This is a genomic window from Flintibacter porci, assembly GCF_041925195.1.
GTDB classification, from domain to species: domain Bacteria; phylum Bacillota; class Clostridia; order Oscillospirales; family Oscillospiraceae; genus Lawsonibacter; species Lawsonibacter porci.
The window spans coordinates 31,855-52,116 of the sequence record NZ_JBHEVB010000007.1 but is presented as its reverse complement, the minus strand read 5'-3'; the positions used below and the strand labels follow the sequence as shown (position 1 = coordinate 52,116).

The following is a 20,262-nucleotide window of genomic DNA, read 5'->3' as shown; positions in this document are numbered from 1 at the left end:
TTCCTGCATGGAAGAAGCCGTCTGTCTCTCTCCCCGCTCTGCCTGCCCCGCTCTTGGCGGCCAACCAGGGAGTTTTCCGGGAAAGGATGCCGGGAAACGGCAAAATTCCCATCCTCTATCATAACGGTTCCAAGAAAAAAATGCAAGCCATTTTTGCAAGTCCGCGCTGGAATCTTGCAAAAATTTGCCTGCATTTTCCCAAGATATTACAAATGCTTCCGCAGAGCCGCCAGTTCCTGGGCGGTCAGCGGCCGCCACTGTCCCGGCTTGAGCTTCCGGTCCAGGGACACCTGTCCCTCTCGGATACGTTTGAGCCGTGTGACCTCCAGTCCCGCCTGGGCGCACATCCGCCGCACCTGGCGGTTTTTCCCCTGATAAATGGTAATGGACAACTGGGTCACTCCGCCGCTCTCCCGGCCCCGGGTCACCTTGGCCGGAGCCAGCGGCTCTCCGTCCAGCTCCATGGGGCCGGACAGAATGGGCAGGGCGGTTTCCACATCCCCGGTCACCCACACTAGATATTCCTTTTCCACCTGATGGCTGGGATGGAGCAGACTGTTGGTCAGCTCCCCATCGTCGGTCATAAGCAGCAGCCCCTCGGAGTCCAGGTCCAACCGTCCCACCGGCCAGACCCGCTTTCCGCAGCCCGATACCAGAGCGGCCACCGTTTTGCGCCCCTTCTCATCAGATAAGGTGGTCACGTACCCCCTGGGTTTGTTGAGCATGAGGTATGTACGGGGGCTGCCCCCCCGCAGAGGACGGCCGTCCACCTCTACCCGATCCCGGTCCAGGTCGGCCCGGTCTCCCAGCTGAGCCGGAAGGCCATTTACCGTTACCCGTCCCGCTGTGATCCACTCCTCCGCCGTACGGCGGGAAGCCAATCCGCACTGGGAAATCAATTTTTGCAGCCGTTCCTCCAAGGAGACCGCCCCTTTCTTGTTTCATCTGTTTATCCAAACAGCCAATCCAGCCATCCGGTATGCTCCTGTCGGTCCCGATGGACCGCAATGGCACAGGAGAGATCTCTCTCTCCCACCACTTCCCCGTTCAGCAGCACCTCTACCCGACCCATGGGCACGCCCGCCTGCACCGGAGCCTCCAGGCTGGTGAGGCCGCCCAGTTCCAGGTGGGTCTCCAGGCTTTCGCCCGGTCCCACCGGCCAGCGCAGGGTCTCCTCCGCTTTTAGAGAAACAAAGGGCACCAAGCTGCCGGAGACAGGCAGGCTGCACAGACTCTGTCCCGCCGTCACCGCCTCTTCCAGGTGGTAGTTTTCAAACCCGTAGTCCAGCATGGCGGCGTGGTCCGCCCAGTCGCTGGGGGCGTTGAGGGTGACGGCGATAAGGGTCATACCGTCTCGCTCCGCCGCCGACACCAGGGTGCGCCCCGCCGCCTGGGTGTAGCCCGTCTTCATCCCCACGCACCCCTCATAGCGCCAGAGAAGCTTGTTGTGGTTGACAAAGGACCGCCCCTCCATGGTGGTGGAACGGGTGGCCGTGATTTCCTTCAGCTCCGGCACAGCCAGGCATGCCCTGGCCAGCAGGGCCATGTCGTAGGCAGAAGAATAGTGCTCCTCCCCGTCCAGCCCGGTGGGGTTGGTAAAATGGCTGTTGGTCATGCCCAGCTGCTGTGCTTTCTCGTTCATCTTTTGGGCAAAGGCCTTCAGGCTGCCGGCGCAGGTGAGGGCCACTGCAGTGGCAGCGTCATTGCCCGAGTGAAGAAGCATGCCATACAGCAAGGTTTTCAGCTTTACAGTTTCTCCCTTCTTCAGGTAGAGGGAGGAACCCTCCACCCCGGCCGCCTCGGCCGGAATGGTCACGTCCTCCTCCAGACTGTGCCCCGATTCCAGGGCCACCAGGGCGGTCATCAGTTTGGTGGTGCTGGCAATGAGCCGTGGGGTGTCCGCATCCTTGGCGTACAGCACCCGGCCGCTCTCTGCCTCCATGAGCACCGCGCTCTGGGCCAAAACGGTTACCTCCGCCGCATCCGCTCGGGGCAGCAGGGCAAAACACAGCGCCGCTGCCAACAGCACTCCCGTTCCTCTTCTCAACCCCATCTCCTCCTTTCGGATCTCTGGGGTTAGGATGACCGGTTTTCTCCGTTTCTTGCAGCGGCGCTGAAAAAAGCGCGGATCAGTCGGCCAGATCGGTCTCCGCCTTGGCGGCTGACTTGGCCTGCTGCTTGTCAATAAAGTCGGTGACCTTGTCCACCACCTCGGGCACGGTCTCGATCACCCGGTCCAGGGTGGTAGCGGGCGGGGGCATCACAGGCAGCAGCTTGACGCTGTCACCCCGCACGATGAGAAACGCCACCGGGTCCACCTTGCCGCTGGCTCCGGTGCCGCCGCCGAAGGCATTGTCGCCCCCCACGGCCTGCTTTTTGGTGGAGTACTCCGTGCCGCCGCTGGCGATGCCGAAGGACAGGCGGGATACGGGAATGAGGGTCACGTCCCCCGCCTGAATGGGCTGACCCACCACGGTGTTGGAGTCGGCCAGGGCGCGGAGCTTGTCCGCCGCCACACTCATAAGATCATTAAGAGGATGCTGCTTTTCCATCGTTGCGACCGCCTTTCTCTGCGTCATTTGTGTCTCTGCGGGTCTCCCGCAAAATATTCAGGGCTGCCGCGCCGTAGCGCAGGCCCAGCCATACCAGCTGTCCGATCGTCAGGGTCATCTGGAGCCGGCCCCAAACAGCCCAATGCTCCTGCTGAAAGTCCACATCTACCCGGGCTCGGCCATCTTTTACCCGAAACGCCTCGTTGAGCGGTCCCCACAGGGCGCCCAGAGCCGCACTGGCCTTACCGTAGTCCATAGCCGCATCTGCCGGGTCAGGGCTGCCCACGATCAGGTCCAGCTCCAGCACATCGATACACAGCTTGCGCCGGAAGCTCCCCGCCGCCTCCAGACCCAGGGCGAGAAATCGCCGCACCAATGTGACGATCTGCTCCCGGGTAAAGGGCTTTCGAGGTTTGCCCTCTTTTTTGGGCTTTTTCTCCTTAGCCGGTTTGCTTTTTTTCTCTTTGGCCGGTTTTGTCGGGGTCTTTTTTGGCCGGGGATAGAGCGTGATGCTGGCCGGACCCAGCTGCAGCCAGATTCGGTTTCCCTCCTCCCGGGTGCGGGAGACTCCTGCCCCCAATGGAACACGGCCAATGAGCCAAATCAGCAGGACCACCACTCCGGCAATGATCCAGCCGGTCATTTTTCCCCTTCCGGGGCCGCTTCCCCGGCCTCCTCAGCCCGCAGGCGCTCCACCGCCTGTTCCAGCTCCAGGGTCATCTGGCTGCCCTCCTGAGAGCCATCCGGCAGCGGAGGCAGCTCCTCTAGAGAGGCCATGCCAAAGGAGCGCAGGAAATTTTTCGTGGTGCGGTACAAAATGGGCCGTCCCGGCACGGCCAGGCGGCCGCTCTCTTCAATCAGCTCCCGCTCCAGCAGCAGACCTACGGTATAGGCGCTGTCCACCCCTCGGATCTGATCCACATAGGCACGGGTCACCGGCTGGTAATAGGCGATGATAGCCAGCACCTCCAGGGCAGGCTGGGACAGGCGGGGCGGCTTGCGCCCCTCCAGGGTCTTGCGGATATAGGGGGCATACTCCGGGGCGGAGCACATCTGATAGCTGGCGTCCATACGCACAATGCGGATGCCCCGGCGCTCATAGCGGTAGCGGTCCATGAGCTGGCGGGCTACCGCGTCCAGGGTCGGCCGGTCGGTCTCCAGGCTGAGACACAGCCGCTCCACGCCGACCGGCTCTCCCGCTGCAAACAGGATGCCCTCCAGCGCGGCCTCCAATTCCTTCACTTCCATGGCTCTCCCCCCTTATTCCTCCGGTGCATCGGCGGTGATATCCAGAGGCTGGGCCTCCTCCCCTTGAATGCAGGTGACGGTACAGTCCTCCTCGGTGCCCGCCAGACGCAGGCGGTGGGCCTTGCACAGCTCCAGCACCGCAATGAAGGTGGCTACCACCTCCGAGCGGCTCCGGTTGCCCCGGAACAGGGCGCGGAACCGGGTGACCCCCAGATGGACCAGCCGCTGAATGATCTCGGCGGCCTTTTCGGCCACCGGATAGGGCTCCCGGCCCACGATGCCCTGAAAGGCTGCCACCGGCGGGGGCAGCTTATTGTCCGAGCGGGCCAGAACATCCCCCATGGCTTTCCGCAGATCCTCCTTGGGGTGGATATAGCGGTAGGCCCGATCGGGCTGGATGGCCTCGGGGGTCTTGGTGATAAAGTCCCGGCCATAGCTGAACTGCTGGTCCAGCAGGGGAACGATCTCTTTGATTTTCAGATAGTTTTCGTTGCGCTGATGGGCCTCCAGGGTGGCAATGAGCTGTTCCATCTCGCTCATAGCCTCCTCGTCGTGGATGGACAGGAGCATCCGGGTCTTGATATACACCAGATGGGAAGCCATGGTAACAAACTCACTGGCCACCTCCAGATCCAGCTGCTTGCGCTGGTTCATCCAGGCCAGGTATTGGTCCAGGATCAGGGAGATCTGGATGTCCTTGATCTCCATTTTGTTTTTGCTCAGCAGGTGCAAAATAAGGTCCAAAGGCCCCACAAAGTCCTGCAGATCCTCGGAGCGGTCCTTGACCACCCCTTGCAAATGATAGATGGGACTGTCCAATCCCGCCCCTCCCTTAGAAGAAGTAGAATTCCATAATGGCAAAGGGGAATCCGGCCACATGGCACATGGCCTTCATGACCCAGGCGATGGCAGCCTCCAGCGGCCCGCCCAGCAGGCCGGACCAGGCCAGCAGCACCACCGCCACAATGAGAAACCGCTCCCGCTTCATAAGCCACAGGTAGGCCCGGTCGGGCAGAAAGGCGCTCACCACCCGGGAGCCGTCCAGCGGCGGGATGGGGATGAGGTTAAATACCCCCAGTCCCACATTGAGCACCGCCAGCTGGCATAAAAACAGCAGTACATAGGCCGACCAGGCCCTTCCCATGCCATCCCGTAGCACAAAGCCGCCCAGGCAAATACATACCAGAGCCAGCAGGAAATTGGAGATGGGACCCGCCAGAGCGGTAGCCGCCATGCCCGCTTTGGGATTGCGGAAGTTACGCATATCTACCGGCACAGGCTTGGCCCAGCCCACCCCTACGGTCAGCAGTAAGAACAGGCCCACCCAGTCGATATGGGCCAGAGGGTTGAGGGTGAGCCGCCCATTCACTTTGGCGGTGGGGTCCCCCAGCTGCCGGGCAATCAGCCCGTGGGAGAGCTCGTGGATGGTCAGGCAGATGAGACAGGCCACGGCGCTCATCAGAAACATGAGCATTCCCTGCCAGTCCATATAGTTTGAAAATTCCGTCAGCGCACCCATGATTGAACCTTTCCTTCCGCCAGAGAAAAAACATCGAATGGAGAGTTAATATTGGGATTATACCAAGTTTTGCTCCCCTTGACAAGCGCCGGGGATCTTACGGCCCTCCACGCTGGCCAGAATGGCGCTCACCAGTTCCTGGCGTCCGGTGCCCTTCTCTGCGGAGAACGGGATGACTACATCCCCCTCCCCCAGCTCCAGGGTCTCCCGGATCACCTGGAGGTTGGGCTCCACCTGACTCTTTTTCAGCTTGTCCAATTTATTGGCCACCACCACAAAGGGGCAGCCTGCCTCTCGGTACCACTGAGCCATGGTGCAGTCGTCCGCCGTGGGCTTGTGCCGGGAATCTACGATCATCACACCCAGCGTCATCAGCTCCGGGTCGGCAAAGTAGCTCTCCATCAGCTTGCCCCAGCGGTCCCGCTCAGCTTTGGATACCTTGGCGTATCCGTAGCCGGGCAGGTCCACCAGGTAGAAGGCGTTGTCGATTTTAAAATAGTTGATTTGGGTGGTCTTGCCGGGCGCGGCACCCACCCGGGCAAAATTTTTCCGGTTGAGCAGGCGGTTGATGACCGAGGACTTACCCACGTTGGAACGGCCGGAAAAGGCCACCTGGGGCAGTCCGTCCCGCAGGAAAAACTTCGGTGCCACGGCGGAGAGAATGAACTCCGCCTTTTGCAGATTGATGGCCATATTGCTCCTCCTTACTGCCGCAGGCGGGCGTGCCCCCGGCCCTGAGAATCGGGCAGCTTGGCGTCCAGAGCCTTGTCCCGTTCCAGCGCGCCCCCGGGGGCCAGGATAGCCTGGGCCAGCACCTGCTCCGCCTGATCCACCAGCACAAAGTTCAGAGCATTGCGCACGGTCTGGTCGATCTCGTCCAGGTCCTTCTCGTTGTCAGCGGGGATGATCACCGTCTGGATGCCGTTGCGCAGGGCGGCCATGGTCTTTTCCCGCAGACCGCCGATGGGCAGCACCCGGCCCCGGAGGGTGACCTCGCCGGTCATAGCGATGCCGCGGCGCACAGGAGCCCCGGTGAGTGCAGACACCATGGCAGTGGTGATGGCAATACCAGCAGAGGGGCCGTCCTTGGGCACAGCGCCCTCGGGGAAGTGGACGTGGATGTCCTTCTCCTTGTAGAAGTCGGCGGGGATGCCCAGGCGGTCGGCCTGGCTGCGGATGAAGCTGAGGGCGGCATGGGCCGACTCCTTCATCACGTCGCCCAGGTTGCCGGTGAGCTCCACCTTGCCCGAGCCGGGCACCACGTTGACCTCTACCTCCAGCAGCTCGCCGCCCACGGAAGTCCAGGCCAGGCCGTTGACCACGCCCACACGCTCCTCCAGCACCTGCCGCTCGGGGTAGTACTTGGGAGCGCCCAGCAGATCTTTCAGGTCCTTATCTGTAATGCGAACTTGCTTTACATCCTCAGATACCAGCTTCATAGCCGCCTTGCGGCACAGGCTGCCCAGATTCCGCTCCAGCACACGCACGCCCGACTCCCGGGTATAGGAGGCGATCAGCTCCCGGATGGCGCCGTCGGACACCTTGAGCTGAGTTTTGTTCAGCCCGTGGCGCTTCATCTCCTTGGGCAGCAGGTGGCGTTTGGCAATCTGCAGCTTTTCCTCGTCGGTATAGCTGGGCAGCTCAATGACCTCCATGCGGTCCAGGAGCGGACGGGGAATGGTCTCGGTAGTGTTGGCAGTGGTAATAAAGAGAACGTCGGACAGATCGAAGGGCACCTCCAGGAAGTTGTCCCGGAAGGTGCTGTTCTGCTCTACGTCCAGCACCTCCAGCAGGGCGGCGGCGGGGTCACCCCGGTGGTCGCTGCCCATCTTGTCAATCTCGTCCAGCAGCAGCAGAGGGTTACAGCTGCCCGCCTGGTTGATGGCACTGATGATCCGGCCGGGCATGGAGCCCACATAGGTCTTGCGGTGACCCCGGATCTCGGCCTCGTCGCTGACGCCGCCCAGAGAGATACGGCCCAGCTTACGGTGCAGGGCACGGGCCACCGACATGGCGATGGAGGTCTTGCCTACGCCGGGAGGTCCGACAAGGCAAATTACTTGCCCCTTCAAGTCGGGCGTGAGCTGGCGCACAGCCAGGAACTCCAGCACCCGCTCCTTCACCTTCTCCAGGCCGAAGTGGTCGTGGTCCAGCACCTTCTGGGCGCTCTCCACGCTGATCTTCTCCTTGGTCTTCTTGCCCCAGGGCAACTCCAGGCAAACATCCAGATAGTTGCGCATGACGGTAGCTTCGGAGGAACCGTAGGGCTGCTTGGCCAGGCGGCTTACTTCCTTCTCCAGCCGCTCCCGTACATCGTCGGGCAGCTTAGCCTGGGCGATTTTCTTGCGGTAGTCGCCCAGCTCGGAGTCCGCGCCCCCTTCCCCTTCGCCCAGCTCGGCCTGAATGGCCTTGAGCTGCTCCCGAAGGTAGTAGTCCCGCTGGTTATCCGACATCTGCTCCCGTGCCCGGTTCTGGATCTCCATGTCCAGACCCAGGATCTCCACCTCACGGCACAGCAGGCGGTACAGCCGCTCCAGACGGCGCACCGGGCGCAGCTCCTCTAGCACCGCCTGCTTGTCGCTGTTGCGCATGGCGATGTTCTGGGCAATAAAGTCGGCGATGTACCCGGGGTCCTCGCTGGCCAGCACGTTGATGAGCAGATCGGGGGCCGTCTTGGGGGCCAGCTCGGTGTACTGCTGGAACATCTCGTAAGTGGAGCGAATAAGGGCCTCCGTTTTGGCGGAGTTGTTGCCCGCCTTCTCTGCAGGGATGGTGCGCACCACTGCCTCCAGATAGGGGCTGGTGCGCTTAAGCTCATCCAGGCTGCCCCGGCACAGACCCTCCACCATCACACGCACGTTATCTCCGGGCATGCGCAGGATCTGCCGCACCTTGGACACGGTGCCGACAGTGTAAAGGTCTTTTGCTTCCGGCTTCTCCACGGCCATATCTTTCTGGCCAACCAGGAACACCGGCGAGCCGGCGGTCATGGCCTCCTCCAGGGCTTTGATGGAGATCTCCCGGGCCACGTCAAAGTGGATCAGCACATTGGGAAAAATCGTCAGGCCCCGCAGGGCAATCACAGGCATGGTTTCGACCTGCTGGGTCGTCCAGTCCTTTTCCATGAAAATCACTTCCTCTCTAGGGGTATTTCACAGGAGAAAGCTCCCCTGTCATAAGATAAAACAGCCCCGGGCCCGCCGTTTTCCGGGGACCGCGGGGCTGTTACTGTGTTCGTCAGCCAGCGTGGGTACCGGGCAGTCCGCCCCGCTCTGCGTGCAGAGACGCTTTTCCCAAGGGCGGGCGCTGGGTGCGCTGGGGATCCCGGAGGATCTCCGGCTCGGCTCCGTCCTTGACACAGGCGGCGTTGATGGTCACCTTGGCGATGGTAGGGTCGGAGGGCACATCGTACATGACCTGGGTCATGACCTCCTCCAGAATGGCCCGCAGGCCACGGGCGCCGATGCCCCGTTCCACGGCCCGGTCGGCCACCGCCTCCAGGGCGTCGTGGGTGTACTCCAGCTCCACGTCGTCGTACTCCATCAGCTTCTGATACTGCTTCACCAGAGCATTTTTGGGCTCAGTGAGGATCTGCATCATCTGATCCCGGTCCAGAGACTCCAGCGTAGTGATGATGGGCATACGGCCCACCAGCTCGGGGATGATGCCGAACTTCAGCAGGTCCTGAGGCTGGATCTCCTTCATGAGCTCGCCTACGTTGCGCTCCTTCTTGCTCTGGATCTCAGCGCCAAAGCCCAGAGAGCGCTTATCCAGGCGGCTCTCGATGATCTTATCGATGCCGTCAAAGGCACCACCGCAGATGAACAGAATGTTCTTGGTGTCGATCTGGATAAATTCCTGGTGGGGGTGCTTCCGGCCGCCCTGAGGAGGCACATTGGCTACGGTACCCTCCAGGATCTTCAGCAGCGCCTGTTGGACACCCTCGCCGGACACGTCGCGGGTGATGGAGGTGTTCTCGCTCTTACGGGCGATCTTATCCATCTCATCAATATAGATGATGCCCCGCTCGGCCAGCTCGATGTCGTAGTCGGCGGCCTGGACCAGACGCAGCAGGATGTTCTCCACGTCGTCGCCCACGTAGCCCGCCTCGGTAAGGGTGGTGGCGTCGGCGATGGCGAAGGGCACCTTCAGCACCCGGGCCAGAGTCTGGGCAAACAGAGTCTTGCCGCAGCCGGTGGGGCCCATGAGCAGGATGTTGCTCTTCTGCAGCTCCACATCCTCCGCTCCACCGAAGTAGATACGCTTATAGTGGTTGTACACCGCCACGGACAGGGCCACCTTGGCCTTCTCCTGGCCGATGATATACTGGTCCAGCACAGCGTGGATCTCCCGGGGCGTGGGGATGGCGTCAGGGATTGCGCTCTCCAGCGCCTCCTGGGTCAGCTCTCCCTCGTCCTCCAGGATGCTCATGCACAGCTGCACGCACTCATTGCAGATATAAGCGCCAGGCCCGGCGATGAGGCGGCGCACCTGATCCTGATGCTTTCCGCAGAAGGAACAGCGGACAGACCGCTTTTCGTCGTTTTTTGCCATGAAACTATTACCTCAAATTCTCTGTGATACCGGGTGCGCGCCCAAACTACGGCGCGCGCCGGTTTCTCACCGCTTCTCGATCACCCGGTCGATGAGTCCGTACTCCAGGGCCTCCTGGGCAGACATGAAGTTGTCCCGCTCACAGTCGGCAGTGACCTGCTCGATGCTCTTGCCGGTGTTCTCAGCCAGGATGCGGTTCATGCGCTTCTTCACCACTTCCAACCGCTTCAGGTGCAGGGCCATATCGGTGATCTGACCCTGGGTACCGGCGGAGGGCTGGTGGATCATGATCTCGGAGTTGGGCAGAGCCAGACGCTTGCCCTTGGCGCCGGCGGAGAGCAGGAACGCTCCCATGCTGGCGGCCAGACCGATGCAGATGGTGGACACGTCGCACTTGACATACTGCATGGTGTCATAGATGGCCATGCCCGCAGTGACGGAGCCGCCGGGGCTGTTGATGTAGAACTGAATGTCCTTGTCCGGGTCCTGGCTCTCCAGGTACAACAGCTGGGCCACTACCAGAGAAGCAGTGGTGTCGTTGACTTCCTCAGACAGGAAAATGATGCGGTCATTGAGCAGGCGGGAGAAGATGTCATAGGACCGCTCGCCCCGGTTGGTCTGCTCTACTACATAAGGAACTAAACTCATGGGAATGACTCCTTTTCAAAACAGTGATACCAAAGTATGCCCGCAAAATTGGAACATGATTCCTTTTTCGGAATTTATGCTTCCTCTGCGGGCTTCCCGGTCTCCCCTGCCATAACGCACACACGCCCGGGGCGGCAATTTCTGCCGCCCCGGGTGGATATCAAGCTGGATTTTACTCCGCCTTGGGCTCCTCAGTGTTCTCCTCGGTCTTCTTCTTGCGGGTGCGCTTGGGCTTCTCCTCACCCTCGGCGCTCTCCTCGGCAGCCTTCTTGCGGGTACGCTTGGGCTTCTCAGCCTTCTCCTCGGCGGCCTCCTCCTTCTTGGGGGCCTCGCCCACCACAGCCTGAGCCACGACGAAGTCGTTGGCCTTCTGCAGGCGCAGGTCGTGCTTGAGCATATCCATGGAGAGAGCGGCCTTCACCTGATCCTCGGTGATGTTGTACTGCTCGGCCAGCTTGGTGATCTCCTTGGCGCAGTCCTCGTCGGTGATCTCCATGTTCTCGGCAGCGGCCACGGCATCCAGAGCCAGCTCCAGCTGCACCTGACGCAGAGCGGAGGGCTTAGCGGAAGCACGCATCATCTCGGGAGTCATGCCCATCATCTTCAGGTAGTCGTTCATGGCCATGCCCTGGCTCTGCATGCGCATGGCGTACTCGTCCATCACCTTGTCCAGCTGGGTCTCCACCATGCCGTCGGGGATCTCAGCCTCCAGGTTGTCGATGAGCTGCTCCAGAACGGCGCTCTCGAAAGCGCTCTCAGCCTGGGCCTCACGGCGCTGCTTGAGCTTCTCGCCCAGGTCCTTCTTGAAGTCGGCCAGGGTCTCAAACTCAGACACGTCCTTGGCGAACTCGTCGTCCACCTCGGGGATCTGGGACTCCTTGACCTCCTTGACCTTCACGTGGAACACCACAGCCTTGCCGGCCAGATCCTTCACGTAGTCCTCGGGGAAGGTGATGTCCAGATCCTTCTCATCGCCCACGCTCAGGCCAATGAGCTGATCCTCAAAGCCGGGCACGAAGGAGCCGGAGCCGATCTCCAGGCTGTAATCGGTGCCCTTGCCGCCCTCGAAGGGCTTGCCATTGTCAAAGCCCTCGAAGTCGATGACAGCGGTATCGCCCATGGAGATGGGACGCTCCACGCTCACCAGACGAGTGGCACGCTTGATATAGGGCTCCAGCTCATTCTCGATGTCGGCATCGGTGACCTCGTTAAAGGTCTTGGGAGCCTGCAGGCCCTTATACTGGCCCAGCTTCACCTCGGGGCGCACGGAGACCAGAGCAGTAAAGGTCAGGCCGTCCTTGCCCACCTCCACGATGTCCATGACAGGGTGGCCCATATCCTCCAGGCCCTGCTCCTTCACAGCAGCCTCATAGGCGCCGGGGTACACATCGTTGATGGCGTCTTCATAAAACACGCCGGAGCCGTACATGCTCTCGATGATCTTCCGGGGGGCCTTGCCCTTACGGAAGCCGGGGACGCTGATGCGGTTGCGGTTCTTCAGATAAGCCTTCTGAACGGCAGCCTCAAACTCGCCGGCCTCCACCTGGATGGTCAGCTCCACTGTGCTCTTTTCTTTCTTCTCAACGTTGGTGACCTTCATGTAACTTTTCCTCCTGTGAGCGCCCGGGACCCATTGGTCCTAAGGACGCCTTGTATACTTTCGCCATGGTATTTTACCAGATAACGCTCTGTTTGACCAGACTAAATTTCGGAAATTTCCGCATTTTTTCGGTTTTGTTGCTTAATCAAGCAGTTTTTCCGGTCGGAACCCCAGGAAATCTGCCGCAATCAAGCGGTATTCCACGCTCCCGACCTGTCCGGAAATCGCCAGACGGTGGCTTCCGCCGTGGAGATGTCCGTAAAAGCAGCGCCGCACACCATAGGCCTCCAGCAGGTCCAGGATCTCCTGGCAGCGGTAGCCCTGATACAAAGGCGGGTAGTGGAGAAAGCAGTACTTCTCCCTCTCCCCTGCCGCTTTCAGCGACGCCTCCAGGCGCATCAGCTCCCGGTTAAAGATCTTCGCGCTGTGCTCCCCACGGTCCTCCTCATAAAACCATCCCCTGGTGCCGCACAGAGCCAACTCGCCGTACAGGCGGCAGTTGTTGTGCAGGATCTCCAGAGTAGAAAACCCATGCTCGGCAAAAAAGCGCTCCATTTTGGCCGCGGTGGTCCACCAGTAGTCGTGGTTGCCCTTAAGCAGGATCTTCCGCCCGGGCAGGGCGTCCAGAAAGGCGAAGTCCTGCTCCGCCTGCTCCAGGCTCATGCCCCAGGAGAGATCTCCGCACAAAACCACGGTGTCCTCCGCCTTGACGGTGGAAAAGCCCTCCCTGAGCTTATCCACGTAGCCGCGCCAGCCTCCGCCGAACACATCCATCGGCTTGTCCACACTCAGGGACAAGTGGGTATCCCCAATGGCGTAAAGGGCCATGTACGCAACTCCTTTTCCTTATTTCAGCATGTCCAGCACCGCGTCCACCATGTGCTCCTTCTCCTCGGTGCGCTGGAAGCGGGGCTGCTTGCCACGCAGGCCCGCCAGAGGAGCGGGAACGGGCTGACCGGTCTTCTCACTGAGCTGATCCAGAATATCCAGACCATCCCGCAGGCTGGTCTCGCCCAGCGCGCCAAGCACGTTGTCGCAGAACTTGAAGGGGCTGGCGGTGGAAGCTACCACAGTGGGGGTCATGTCCCCGGTCTCCTCCCGGTACTGGGTCAGAGCGGAGAAGCCCACGGCGGTGTGGGGATCAATGAGGTAGTCAAAGCTGCGGTAGATGGTGCTGATGACCTTCTGGGTCACCGTATCGTCGCAGCAGTAACCCACAAACAGGCGCTGGATCTTCTCCTTCACCCGCTCGCTCACCTCGTAGCGGCCGGTCCGGTTCAGCTCATCCATGTACTCCCGCACCTGCTGGTCCTCCCCGGTGATGGCATAGAGCAGACGCTCCAGATTGCTGGAGATCAGAATATCCATGGAGGGGGACATAGTATTATAAAAGGTGCGGTTGCGGTCATAGACGCCAGTGCGCAGGAAATCGGTGAGCACGTTGTTGCTGTTGGAGGCGCAGATGAGCTTGTTGATGGGCACGCCCATATCCTTGGCATAGTAGGCAGCCAGGATGTTGCCGAAGTTTCCGGTGGGCACGCAGACATTGATGGGGTCGCCCAGCTGGATCTTCTCGTCCCGCACCAGGTCGCAGTAGGCAGAGATGTAGTAGACGATCTGAGGCAGCACCCGGCCCCAGTTAATGGAGTTGGCCGAGGAGAGGAAGAAGCCCCGCTGGGCCAGCTCCTGGCGCAGCTTCTCATCGGAGAAGAGCTTCTTCACGCCGGTCTGGGCATCGTCGAAGTTGCCCACCACGGAGCACACGCCTACGTTGCCGCCCTCCTGGGTGACCATCTGCAGCTCCTGGATGGCGGACACGCCGTCCTTGGGATAGAACACCAGGATACGGGTGTGGTCCACATCCTTGAAGCCCTCCAGAGCGCCCTTGCCGGTGTCGCCGGAGGTGGCCACCAGGATGCAAACCGTCTTCTCCTCCTCCTGCTTGCGCAGAGAGGCGGTGAGCAGGTGGGGCAGCATCTGCAGGGCCATGTCCTTAAAGGCGCAGGTGGGACCGTGCCACAGCTCCAGGCAGAAGGTGTTGCTGTCCAGGCCGCGCACCGGAGCCACAGCGGGAGTGTCAAACTTCTCCGGACCGTAGGCCGCATTGGCAAAGTCGGTGAGCTCCTTTACTGTGAACTCATCCAAAAACAGCTTCATCACATACACTGCCCGCTGCTGATAGGACATGTCCTTCAGCTCCTCCAGGGCGCGGCGGGGCAGCTTGGGCAGATACACGGGGGTGAGCAGACCACCGTCGTCAGCCAGACCCTTGGCAATGGCCTGGGAGGCGGAGAACTGCTGTTCCCGGTCTCTTGTGCTGATGTATTGCATGGTGATTCCTTCCAATCTTTTTAAGGATTGCCTCCGGCAGGGAACCGGAGAACGGTTTTCTAAGCTATTATTATGCCAGTTTTCTCCGGGCAGGTCAAGTTCCACAGCAGAAAAGCTGACACTTCATTTAGAATTTTTTCAAAAAGCGTCCGCAAGATGTCGTATTTTGGGAGCTCTTGTATCCATTCCCTGAGGCGCCAGCACCTCGATGACATCAAAGCGGGGCTGAAGCTGTGTGGGATTTTGCTGAAGATAAAGCTGGGCGGTGGTGCGCAGACGCTGCTGCTTGCGCGGATCCACAAACTCCGCTGCGGTACCGAAGGCGGCGCTGCGGCGCAGCTTCACCTCCACAAAACACAGATAAGTCCTGCTCTGGGCAACCAGGTCCAGTTCTCCAAACCGGCACCGCCAGCCCGCAGCCACGATCTCATATCCCCGCTGCCGCAAAAAGTCGGCCGCCAGGGCCTCCCCCCACCTGCCCAGCAGGCGGCTCTCCTGCCCGCTCACAGGTTCTTTAAAAAGGAACGGCGGTGGATGGGACTGGGGCCATAAGCCCGCAGGCGCTCATAATGGAGCTTTGTTCCGTACCCTTTGTGCTTTTCAAAGGCGTATTTGGGATACACTTGAGCCATCTCCATCATGCAGTGGTCACGGCTCACTTTGGCCAGGATGGACGCTGCTGCGATAGACATAGACAAGGAATCTCCCTTTACAACACAGAGATGAGGTGTCGTCACCGCCGCCGTCTTTCCATGGTCCCGGTTGCCGTCCACCAGGGCAAAGTCGGCGGGAACTTCCAGCGCGTCAATGGCCAGCTGCATAGCCTTCATCCGGGCGCTGAGGATATCGGTGCGGTCGATCTCCTCCGCATCCACCTTGGCGACCGCCCAGGCCAAAGCCAGTTCCTGAATGACAGGGAAAAGTGCTTCACGGCGCTTCTCTGTCAGCTTCTTAGAGTCATCCAGCCCCGGAATCTCTACCCCAAAGGGCAAGATCACCGCGCCCGCATACACCGGACCGGCCAGCGGGCCGGCGCCCGCCTCATCGCAGCCGCACACAGCGGTATAGCCCTGCTCCCGGGCCTGCGTCTCATAATCCCAGCCTGCCATCGTCTTCTTCCTCCTCTCCCCTGTCTCAACGAGACGAAAGGTCAATTCTCTTGGGCCTGTTCCAGGGTAAAGCGTCCAAGCTTTCCACCCCGGTACTCATCCAAAAGCACCCGAGCCATGCGCTCAGTATCAAATTCACCTCCGGAGATCCGCATGCCCCGCTTCTGGGCACAGGTCTCCAGCAAACGGTAGCCGTAGGCTACATCGTTTTCTTCCTCTTCCCGCTGCGGCACGGCGGGCAGCTTATAGCCCGCGGCCAGGGCGTCGGGATAGTAGGTGGCCAAAAAGGTCATCAGATGGCAGCCCAGGGTCTCCACATCCATGATCTCATCCTTCACCGCTCCGGTAAAGGCCAGACGCAGGCCGATCTCCTCATCCTCAAACTTGGGCCACAGGATGCCGGGAGTATCCAGCAACTCCAGCCCCCGGTCCACGGTGACCCACTGCTTGCCCCGGGTCACGCCGGGCCGGTCGCCCGCCTTGGCGGTCTTCCGTTTGGCTACCTTATTGATAAAGGTGGACTTGCCCACATTGGGCACACCCACGATCATGGCCCGCACCGGACGGCCTACCAGGCCGCGCTCCTGCCAGCGGGCGATCTGGTCCTTCAGCACATTCTGGACCACCGCGGAGAACTGGCCCACTCCCTTGCCGGTCTTGGCGTCGGTCTCCAGCACGGAACAGCCACGCTTCCGGAACCACTCTCCCCAGGCCTTGTTCTGGGCGGGGTCAGCCTGATCTGCCCGGTTCAGGATCACCAGACGGGGCTTTCCGGCGCAGATGGCGTCAATGTCCGGGTTGCGGCTGGAGATGGGGATGCGGGCGTCAATGATCTCCACTACAATATCTACGTTTTTCAGATCGGCCTCGATCTGCCGCCGGGTCTTGGTCATATGCCCGGGGTACCACTGTATATTCATCGCTCGTTCCTCCTACCGTCAGCTACGAAAAAAGGAGCGGTTTTGCACCGCTCCTTTCTCGCACTTGGATTACAGGGCCTCCTTGATCTTGGCTGCCTTGCCCACGCGGCCGCGCAGGTAGTACAGCTTGGCGCGGCGGACCTTGCCGTGACGCACCAGCTCGATCTTCTCGATGGCGGGGGAGTGGACAGGGAACACCTTCTCCACGCCGATGCCATAGGAGATGCGGCGGACGGTGAAGGTCTCCTCAATGCCGCCGTGCTTCTTAGCGATCACAGTGCCCTCGAAGACCTGGATACGCTCACGGTTGCCTTCCTTAACCTTCAGGTGCACGCGGACGGTGTCGCCCACCTGAACCTGAGGAGCCTCAGCCTTGAGGTGCTTCTGAGTAAAAGCCTGCATCAAATCCATTGTCATTTCCTCCTGTTGTATAGGCGTTCTTGCCGCTTCCGAATCGGATGTCCGCACCCCTGTGCGGAGCGCAGGCAGAGGACCGCCCGTTATTTCAGACTAAAAGATGATATCACAATTTTTCCAGCAATGCAAGCCTTTTTTGCCCTGCCGCAAAAATTACTTTTTTCTTACTTCGTGCCAAAGATCCGGTCGCCTGCGTCGCCCAGGCCGGGAACGATATAGGCGTGCTCATTGAGCTTCTCATCCACCGCAGCTACGTAGATTTCTACGTCGGGATGATCCCGGCGAATCACTTCAATGCCCTCGGGGGCAGCCAGGATGTTCATCAGCTTGATGTGCTTGCAGCCATAGCCCTTCAGGAAGGTGATGGCAGCGGAGGCGGAGCCGCCGGTGGCCAGCATGGGATCCAGCACGATCACATCCCGATCGGCAATGTCAGAGGGCATCTTGCAGTAATACTCCACAGGCTGATGGGTCTCTGGGTCCCGGTACAGGCCGATGTGTCCCACCTTAGCAGAGGGGATCAGATTCAGGATGCCATCCACCATGCCCAGGCCGGCGCGCAGGATGGGGACGATGGCCAGCTTCTTGCCCGCCAGCTGCTTGAAGGTGCCGGTAGCCACGGGGGTCTTGATCTCTACATCCTCCAGGGGCAGATCCCGGGTAGCCTCATAGCACTCCAGGGCAGCGATCTCAGAGACGATCTCCCGGAACTCCTTGACCCCGGTACGCTCATCCCGCAGGATGCTCAGCTTGTGCTGCAGCAGCGGATGGTCCAAAACATGTACTTTGCTGTCAAACATCTCAAAAACCCCTTTATTTTTGTGTACTGCGGCCCTGCCGCTCCAGCCGTTCCCGCTCAGCTTGAGACAGGCGGTGGTAGACAGGCACCAGGTCTTTTCCTTTCACCAGGGCTCCGGCTTGGATCTGCTCTACCGCGGCCCGGGCCACCCCCCATGCGCTCTGCTGCCGCAGAGCCTCAGGGGCAAGCTCCAGATCGATTCCCTGACTTCTTAGGGTATTATAGCACAGCTTGGCCCCGTCTCCAACGACTATTTTTCGTTTTTCGATTTTTTTCAGTTCTTCCCCCAGTTCCTCCAGGCCGATGGCCCGGTCGGGGCACAGGCGTTCCAGCTTCTCCCCGTCCGTCTGGAACAGGGCGTTGTACACCTGCTTGCGCCGGGCATCCATGGCGCAAACGATCACGGCATCCGGATAGAAAGCCAGCGGCCAGGCCATGGACTCCAGGGTAGAGCAGGCAGCGCAGTCCTTGTCCTCTCCCCAGGCCAGTCCCTTGGCGGTAGCCACTCCGATCCGCAGTCCGGTGAAGGAGCCGGGACCTGCCGCCACGGCGATCACATCCACCTGAGACAGGCTGACCCCACAGTTTTTCAGCAGATCGTGAGCCATAGGCAGCAGGGTGCGGCTGTGGGTCAGGCCGCTTTGCTGAAGGTTCTGGGCGATGAGCCCCTCCTCCCCCCACAAGGCCGCGGAGCAGGCCACGGCAGACGATTCCAAAGCCAATATTTTCATGGTATCATACCCTTTTCTTCTTAGTTTTCCAGGGTCGGTCCGCCCTGGATCGAGATGCGCCGCTGCTGGTCGGTATCGCCCCGACGGATATCCACTCGAATGGTATCCTCCTCCAGAGCGTCCTCCACATTCTCGCTCCACTCCACCGCGCACACACCACCCCGGGCCAGGTAGTCCTCCCAGCCGATATCAAAGAGCTCATCCGCACTGCCCAGGCGGTACATATCAAAGTGGAACAGGGGCAGCCGTCCCCCCTCGTACTCGTTGACAATGGTAAAGGTAGGGCTGGTCACCTGACCGGGCACCCCCAGTCCCTGGGCCAGCCCCCGGGTAAAGGCAGTCTTTCCCGCTCCCAGGTCGCCGGTGTAGGCAATGACCGTCCCCGGCGCCACCCGCTCACCCAGGCGGCGTCCCAGTTCCTCGGTATCTCGCTCACTGTTTGAACAATATTCCATTGGGTCCTCCCCTGCGTTCATAGATTGTTTTCGAAATCTGGAAAGATTATAGCACAGATATGGTTTACCTTTCCACCAAAAAGTGATAAAATATAAGGCCGTATCCTAGGAAAGCGAGGAGATGCTGTGAAGACCCTATTTTCTCCCCTCCAAGAATTTCTAAAAAAAGGGGATATGCTGCTGCTGTCTTTGTGTCTGCTGGCCAGCGGCTTTGGCGTGGCCCTTATTTTTTCCGCTACCCGCTACAATGACAATAATAAAGAGGTAGCCGTCCAGATCGTCGCCATCTTGCTGGGTATCCTGGTCTATATTCTTTGTACCTATGTAGACTTTGAGTCTTTTGTGGAGAAGAACTGGAAGTGGCTGCTGGGATTCAGCATCATTTTCCTGCTGTTGCTGCTCACACCATTCGGTGTGACCCGCGGCGGAAACCGCAACTGGCTGCAGTTTCCCGGCTTCCCCATTCTGATCCAGCCCAACGAAGTGGTGAAAATCCCTTATATCCTGCTTTTGGCCATGCAGATCCATAAGCTTCAGGAGCGGGGCCACGACATCGGCTCGGTCTTTTCCGTCGCCCAGATCGGAGCTCACGCCGCCTTCATGCTGGCTCTCATTGCCGGTATCTGCGGCGACATGGGTATGTGTGTGGTCTACACGATGATTTTTGCCATCATGTCCTGGAGCGCCGGAGTCAAACTGCGCTGGTTTGTTTTGGTTGGCAGTGCCATTGTCATTGCCTTTGTGATATTGTGGTTCTTTGTTTTGCCCAAAACAGAGGCCTGGGATAAGCTCTACCTGATCAAACGATTCCGGGTGCTCTTCGACCACAGCTACGATCCTCAGGGCGTTGGCTTCCAGCAAACCCGTTCCGTCCTGGCTATCGGTTCCGGTCAGATTTTTGGCAAGGGATATCTCCAAGGCTCTATGACCCAGTCTGCCTATGAATCCACCCTTCCCGCCCGTGATACCGACTTTATCTTTGCCGTGTGCGGCGAAGAGCTGGGCATGGTGGGCTGTCTGGCCCTGCTGGCTCTGCTGTCCGCGGTGGTGCTGCGGTGCATCTGGGTGGCCCGCCACGCCAGTTCCCCCTTCTACGCCTACGTATCCATGGGTATGGCTGGTATGCTCATCGTTCAGATCGCCGCCAATGTGGGCATGTGCCTGTTTGTCTTCCCCGTTATGGGCCTTACCCTCCCCTTCATCAGCTATGGCGGCTCCTCCATCATCACCCTCTATGCCGCCATGGGTTTGGTATCCAGCGCCAAGGCCAGAGCCTTGCCCAGCTGGCTGCGGGATCGCGGCGCACTTTAAATTTTCTATCTTGCGGCGTCTGTTCCAGTCTTTGCCTGGAGCAGACGCCCCTTTTTTGCGCATAGTTT

22 protein-coding genes are annotated in these 20,262 nt (G+C 60.2%); 1 reads left to right on the top strand and 21 read right to left on the bottom strand.

Going from position 1 to position 20,262, the window contains the following annotated elements; genetic code table 11:
* Positions 1 to 206: 206 nt before the first annotated feature.
* From ACEVJL_RS09075 to tsaE, 21 genes are all read right to left on the bottom strand, one after another.
* Entirely contained in the window at positions 207 to 920 is a 714-nt protein-coding gene (locus ACEVJL_RS09075; RefSeq protein ID WP_374737553.1) for a pseudouridine synthase, read from the bottom strand.
* Between the two features lie 29 nt (positions 921 to 949).
* A complete protein-coding gene (locus tag ACEVJL_RS09070; protein ID WP_374737551.1) occupies positions 950 to 2,047 on the bottom strand; it encodes a serine hydrolase in 1,098 nt (365 codons plus the stop codon).
* 82 nt (positions 2,048 to 2,129) lie between these two features.
* On the bottom strand, positions 2,130 to 2,552 hold the full coding sequence (locus ACEVJL_RS09065) for a GerW family sporulation protein (RefSeq protein ID WP_008980585.1): 423 nt from the start codon (positions 2,550 to 2,552) through the stop codon (positions 2,130 to 2,132).
* On the bottom strand, positions 2,530 to 3,195 hold the full coding sequence (locus ACEVJL_RS09060; protein WP_008980584.1) for a DUF2953 domain-containing protein: 666 nt from the start codon (positions 3,193 to 3,195) through the stop codon (positions 2,530 to 2,532). Before ACEVJL_RS09060 ends, ACEVJL_RS09065 begins: the two co-directional genes overlap by 23 nt.
* Positions 3,192 to 3,800: an SMC-Scp complex subunit ScpB gene (scpB, locus tag ACEVJL_RS09055; protein WP_374737549.1), complete on the bottom strand. Its 609-nt coding sequence runs from the start codon at positions 3,798 to 3,800 to the stop codon at positions 3,192 to 3,194. The genes ACEVJL_RS09060 and scpB overlap by 4 nt, the downstream gene beginning before the upstream one ends.
* Before the next feature lie 12 nt (positions 3,801 to 3,812).
* Positions 3,813 to 4,619: a segregation and condensation protein A gene (locus ACEVJL_RS09050; RefSeq protein WP_008980582.1), complete on the bottom strand. Its 807-nt coding sequence runs from the start codon at positions 4,617 to 4,619 to the stop codon at positions 3,813 to 3,815.
* A gap of 13 nt (positions 4,620 to 4,632) precedes the next feature.
* Positions 4,633 to 5,319: a site-2 protease family protein gene (locus tag ACEVJL_RS09045; protein ID WP_325208294.1), complete on the bottom strand. Its 687-nt coding sequence runs from the start codon at positions 5,317 to 5,319 to the stop codon at positions 4,633 to 4,635.
* Between the two features lie 57 nt (positions 5,320 to 5,376).
* A complete protein-coding gene (yihA, locus tag ACEVJL_RS09040; RefSeq protein ID WP_235398552.1) occupies positions 5,377 to 6,012 on the bottom strand; it encodes a ribosome biogenesis GTP-binding protein YihA/YsxC in 636 nt (211 codons plus the stop codon).
* 11 nt (positions 6,013 to 6,023) lie between these two features.
* Positions 6,024 to 8,444: an endopeptidase La gene (gene lon / locus ACEVJL_RS09035; RefSeq protein WP_374737546.1), complete on the bottom strand. Its 2,421-nt coding sequence runs from the start codon at positions 8,442 to 8,444 to the stop codon at positions 6,024 to 6,026.
* Positions 8,445 to 8,556: 112 nt separating this feature from the next.
* Complete coding sequence (gene clpX / locus ACEVJL_RS09030; RefSeq protein ID WP_008980578.1) at positions 8,557 to 9,873, bottom strand: ATP-dependent Clp protease ATP-binding subunit ClpX; 1,317 nt, start codon at positions 9,871 to 9,873, stop codon at positions 8,557 to 8,559.
* Positions 9,874 to 9,939: 66 nt separating this feature from the next.
* A complete protein-coding gene (clpP, locus tag ACEVJL_RS09025; RefSeq protein WP_008980577.1) occupies positions 9,940 to 10,521 on the bottom strand; it encodes an ATP-dependent Clp endopeptidase proteolytic subunit ClpP in 582 nt (193 codons plus the stop codon).
* 172 nt (positions 10,522 to 10,693) lie between these two features.
* A complete protein-coding gene (tig, locus tag ACEVJL_RS09020) occupies positions 10,694 to 12,121 on the bottom strand; it encodes a trigger factor (RefSeq protein ID WP_374737544.1) in 1,428 nt (475 codons plus the stop codon).
* A gap of 141 nt (positions 12,122 to 12,262) precedes the next feature.
* Entirely contained in the window at positions 12,263 to 12,949 is a 687-nt protein-coding gene (locus ACEVJL_RS09015; protein ID WP_235398549.1) for a metallophosphoesterase, read from the bottom strand.
* Positions 12,950 to 12,967: 18 nt separating this feature from the next.
* Positions 12,968 to 14,452: a threonine synthase gene (gene thrC, locus ACEVJL_RS09010; protein WP_151075758.1), complete on the bottom strand. Its 1,485-nt coding sequence runs from the start codon at positions 14,450 to 14,452 to the stop codon at positions 12,968 to 12,970.
* A 138-nt stretch (positions 14,453 to 14,590) separates the two neighbouring features.
* Positions 14,591 to 14,959 (bottom strand): YraN family protein, encoded by a 369-nt coding sequence (locus tag ACEVJL_RS09005; RefSeq protein ID WP_374737542.1) that lies wholly within the window; start codon positions 14,957 to 14,959, stop codon positions 14,591 to 14,593.
* Positions 14,956 to 15,606 carry a ribonuclease HII gene (locus tag ACEVJL_RS09000; RefSeq protein WP_374737540.1) on the bottom strand — a complete coding sequence of 217 codons (651 nt, stop codon included), beginning with the start codon at positions 15,604 to 15,606 and terminating at the stop codon, positions 14,956 to 14,958. The genes ACEVJL_RS09005 and ACEVJL_RS09000 overlap by 4 nt, the downstream gene beginning before the upstream one ends.
* Complete coding sequence (gene ylqF, locus ACEVJL_RS08995) at positions 15,603 to 16,481, bottom strand: ribosome biogenesis GTPase YlqF (RefSeq protein ID WP_151075755.1); 879 nt, start codon at positions 16,479 to 16,481, stop codon at positions 15,603 to 15,605. Before ylqF ends, ACEVJL_RS09000 begins: the two co-directional genes overlap by 4 nt.
* A gap of 69 nt (positions 16,482 to 16,550) precedes the next feature.
* Entirely contained in the window at positions 16,551 to 16,892 is a 342-nt protein-coding gene (rplS, locus tag ACEVJL_RS08990) for a 50S ribosomal protein L19 (protein WP_235398546.1), read from the bottom strand.
* A 170-nt stretch (positions 16,893 to 17,062) separates the two neighbouring features.
* Positions 17,063 to 17,698: a uracil phosphoribosyltransferase gene (upp, locus tag ACEVJL_RS08985; RefSeq protein ID WP_008980571.1), complete on the bottom strand. Its 636-nt coding sequence runs from the start codon at positions 17,696 to 17,698 to the stop codon at positions 17,063 to 17,065.
* 13 nt (positions 17,699 to 17,711) lie between these two features.
* The gene (gene tsaB / locus ACEVJL_RS08980; RefSeq protein ID WP_374737538.1) at positions 17,712 to 18,428 is read right to left on the bottom strand and encodes a tRNA (adenosine(37)-N6)-threonylcarbamoyltransferase complex dimerization subunit type 1 TsaB; all 717 of its coding nucleotides are present in this window, start codon (positions 18,426 to 18,428) and stop codon (positions 17,712 to 17,714) included.
* Between the two features lie 20 nt (positions 18,429 to 18,448).
* Positions 18,449 to 18,883, bottom strand: a complete 435-nt coding sequence (gene tsaE, locus ACEVJL_RS08975; RefSeq protein ID WP_008980569.1) for a tRNA (adenosine(37)-N6)-threonylcarbamoyltransferase complex ATPase subunit type 1 TsaE — start codon at positions 18,881 to 18,883, stop codon at positions 18,449 to 18,451.
* Positions 18,884 to 19,009: 126 nt separating this feature from the next.
* On the opposite strand from tsaE, the gene ACEVJL_RS08970 reads away from it, so the two are divergent.
* On the top strand, positions 19,010 to 20,194 hold the full coding sequence (locus tag ACEVJL_RS08970; protein ID WP_151075752.1) for an FtsW/RodA/SpoVE family cell cycle protein: 1,185 nt from the start codon (positions 19,010 to 19,012) through the stop codon (positions 20,192 to 20,194).
* Positions 20,195 to 20,262 lie beyond the last annotated feature (68 nt).

Bases quoted from the DNA above. Each gene is read 5' to 3' on its own strand.
- tsaE (WP_008980569.1), bottom strand. From the start codon at position 18,883: ATGGAATATTGTTCAAACAGTGAGCGAGATACCGAGGAACTGGGACGC.
- scpB (WP_374737549.1), bottom strand. From the start codon at position 3,800: ATGGAAGTGAAGGAATTGGAGGCCGCGCTGGAGGGCATCCTGTTTGCA.
- thrC (WP_151075758.1), bottom strand. From the start codon at position 14,452: ATGCAATACATCAGCACAAGAGACCGGGAACAGCAGTTCTCCGCCTCC.
- clpP (WP_008980577.1), bottom strand. From the start codon at position 10,521: ATGAGTTTAGTTCCTTATGTAGTAGAGCAGACCAACCGGGGCGAGCGG.
- tsaB (WP_374737538.1), bottom strand. From the start codon at position 18,428: ATGAAAATATTGGCTTTGGAATCGTCTGCCGTGGCCTGCTCCGCGGCC.
- ACEVJL_RS09065 (WP_008980585.1), bottom strand. From the start codon at position 2,552: ATGGAAAAGCAGCATCCTCTTAATGATCTTATGAGTGTGGCGGCGGAC.
- ACEVJL_RS09060 (WP_008980584.1), bottom strand. From the start codon at position 3,195: ATGACCGGCTGGATCATTGCCGGAGTGGTGGTCCTGCTGATTTGGCTC.
- tig (WP_374737544.1), bottom strand. From the start codon at position 12,121: ATGAAGGTCACCAACGTTGAGAAGAAAGAAAAGAGCACAGTGGAGCTG.
- clpX (WP_008980578.1), bottom strand. From the start codon at position 9,873: ATGGCAAAAAACGACGAAAAGCGGTCTGTCCGCTGTTCCTTCTGCGGA.
- rplS (WP_235398546.1), bottom strand. From the start codon at position 16,892: ATGGATTTGATGCAGGCTTTTACTCAGAAGCACCTCAAGGCTGAGGCT.
- ACEVJL_RS09015 (WP_235398549.1), bottom strand. From the start codon at position 12,949: ATGGCCCTTTACGCCATTGGGGATACCCACTTGTCCCTGAGTGTGGAC.
- ACEVJL_RS09045 (WP_325208294.1), bottom strand. From the start codon at position 5,319: ATGGGTGCGCTGACGGAATTTTCAAACTATATGGACTGGCAGGGAATG.
- upp (WP_008980571.1), bottom strand. From the start codon at position 17,698: ATGTTTGACAGCAAAGTACATGTTTTGGACCATCCGCTGCTGCAGCAC.
- yihA (WP_235398552.1), bottom strand. From the start codon at position 6,012: ATGGCCATCAATCTGCAAAAGGCGGAGTTCATTCTCTCCGCCGTGGCA.
- ylqF (WP_151075755.1), bottom strand. From the start codon at position 16,481: ATGAATATACAGTGGTACCCCGGGCATATGACCAAGACCCGGCGGCAG.
- lon (WP_374737546.1), bottom strand. From the start codon at position 8,444: ATGGAAAAGGACTGGACGACCCAGCAGGTCGAAACCATGCCTGTGATT.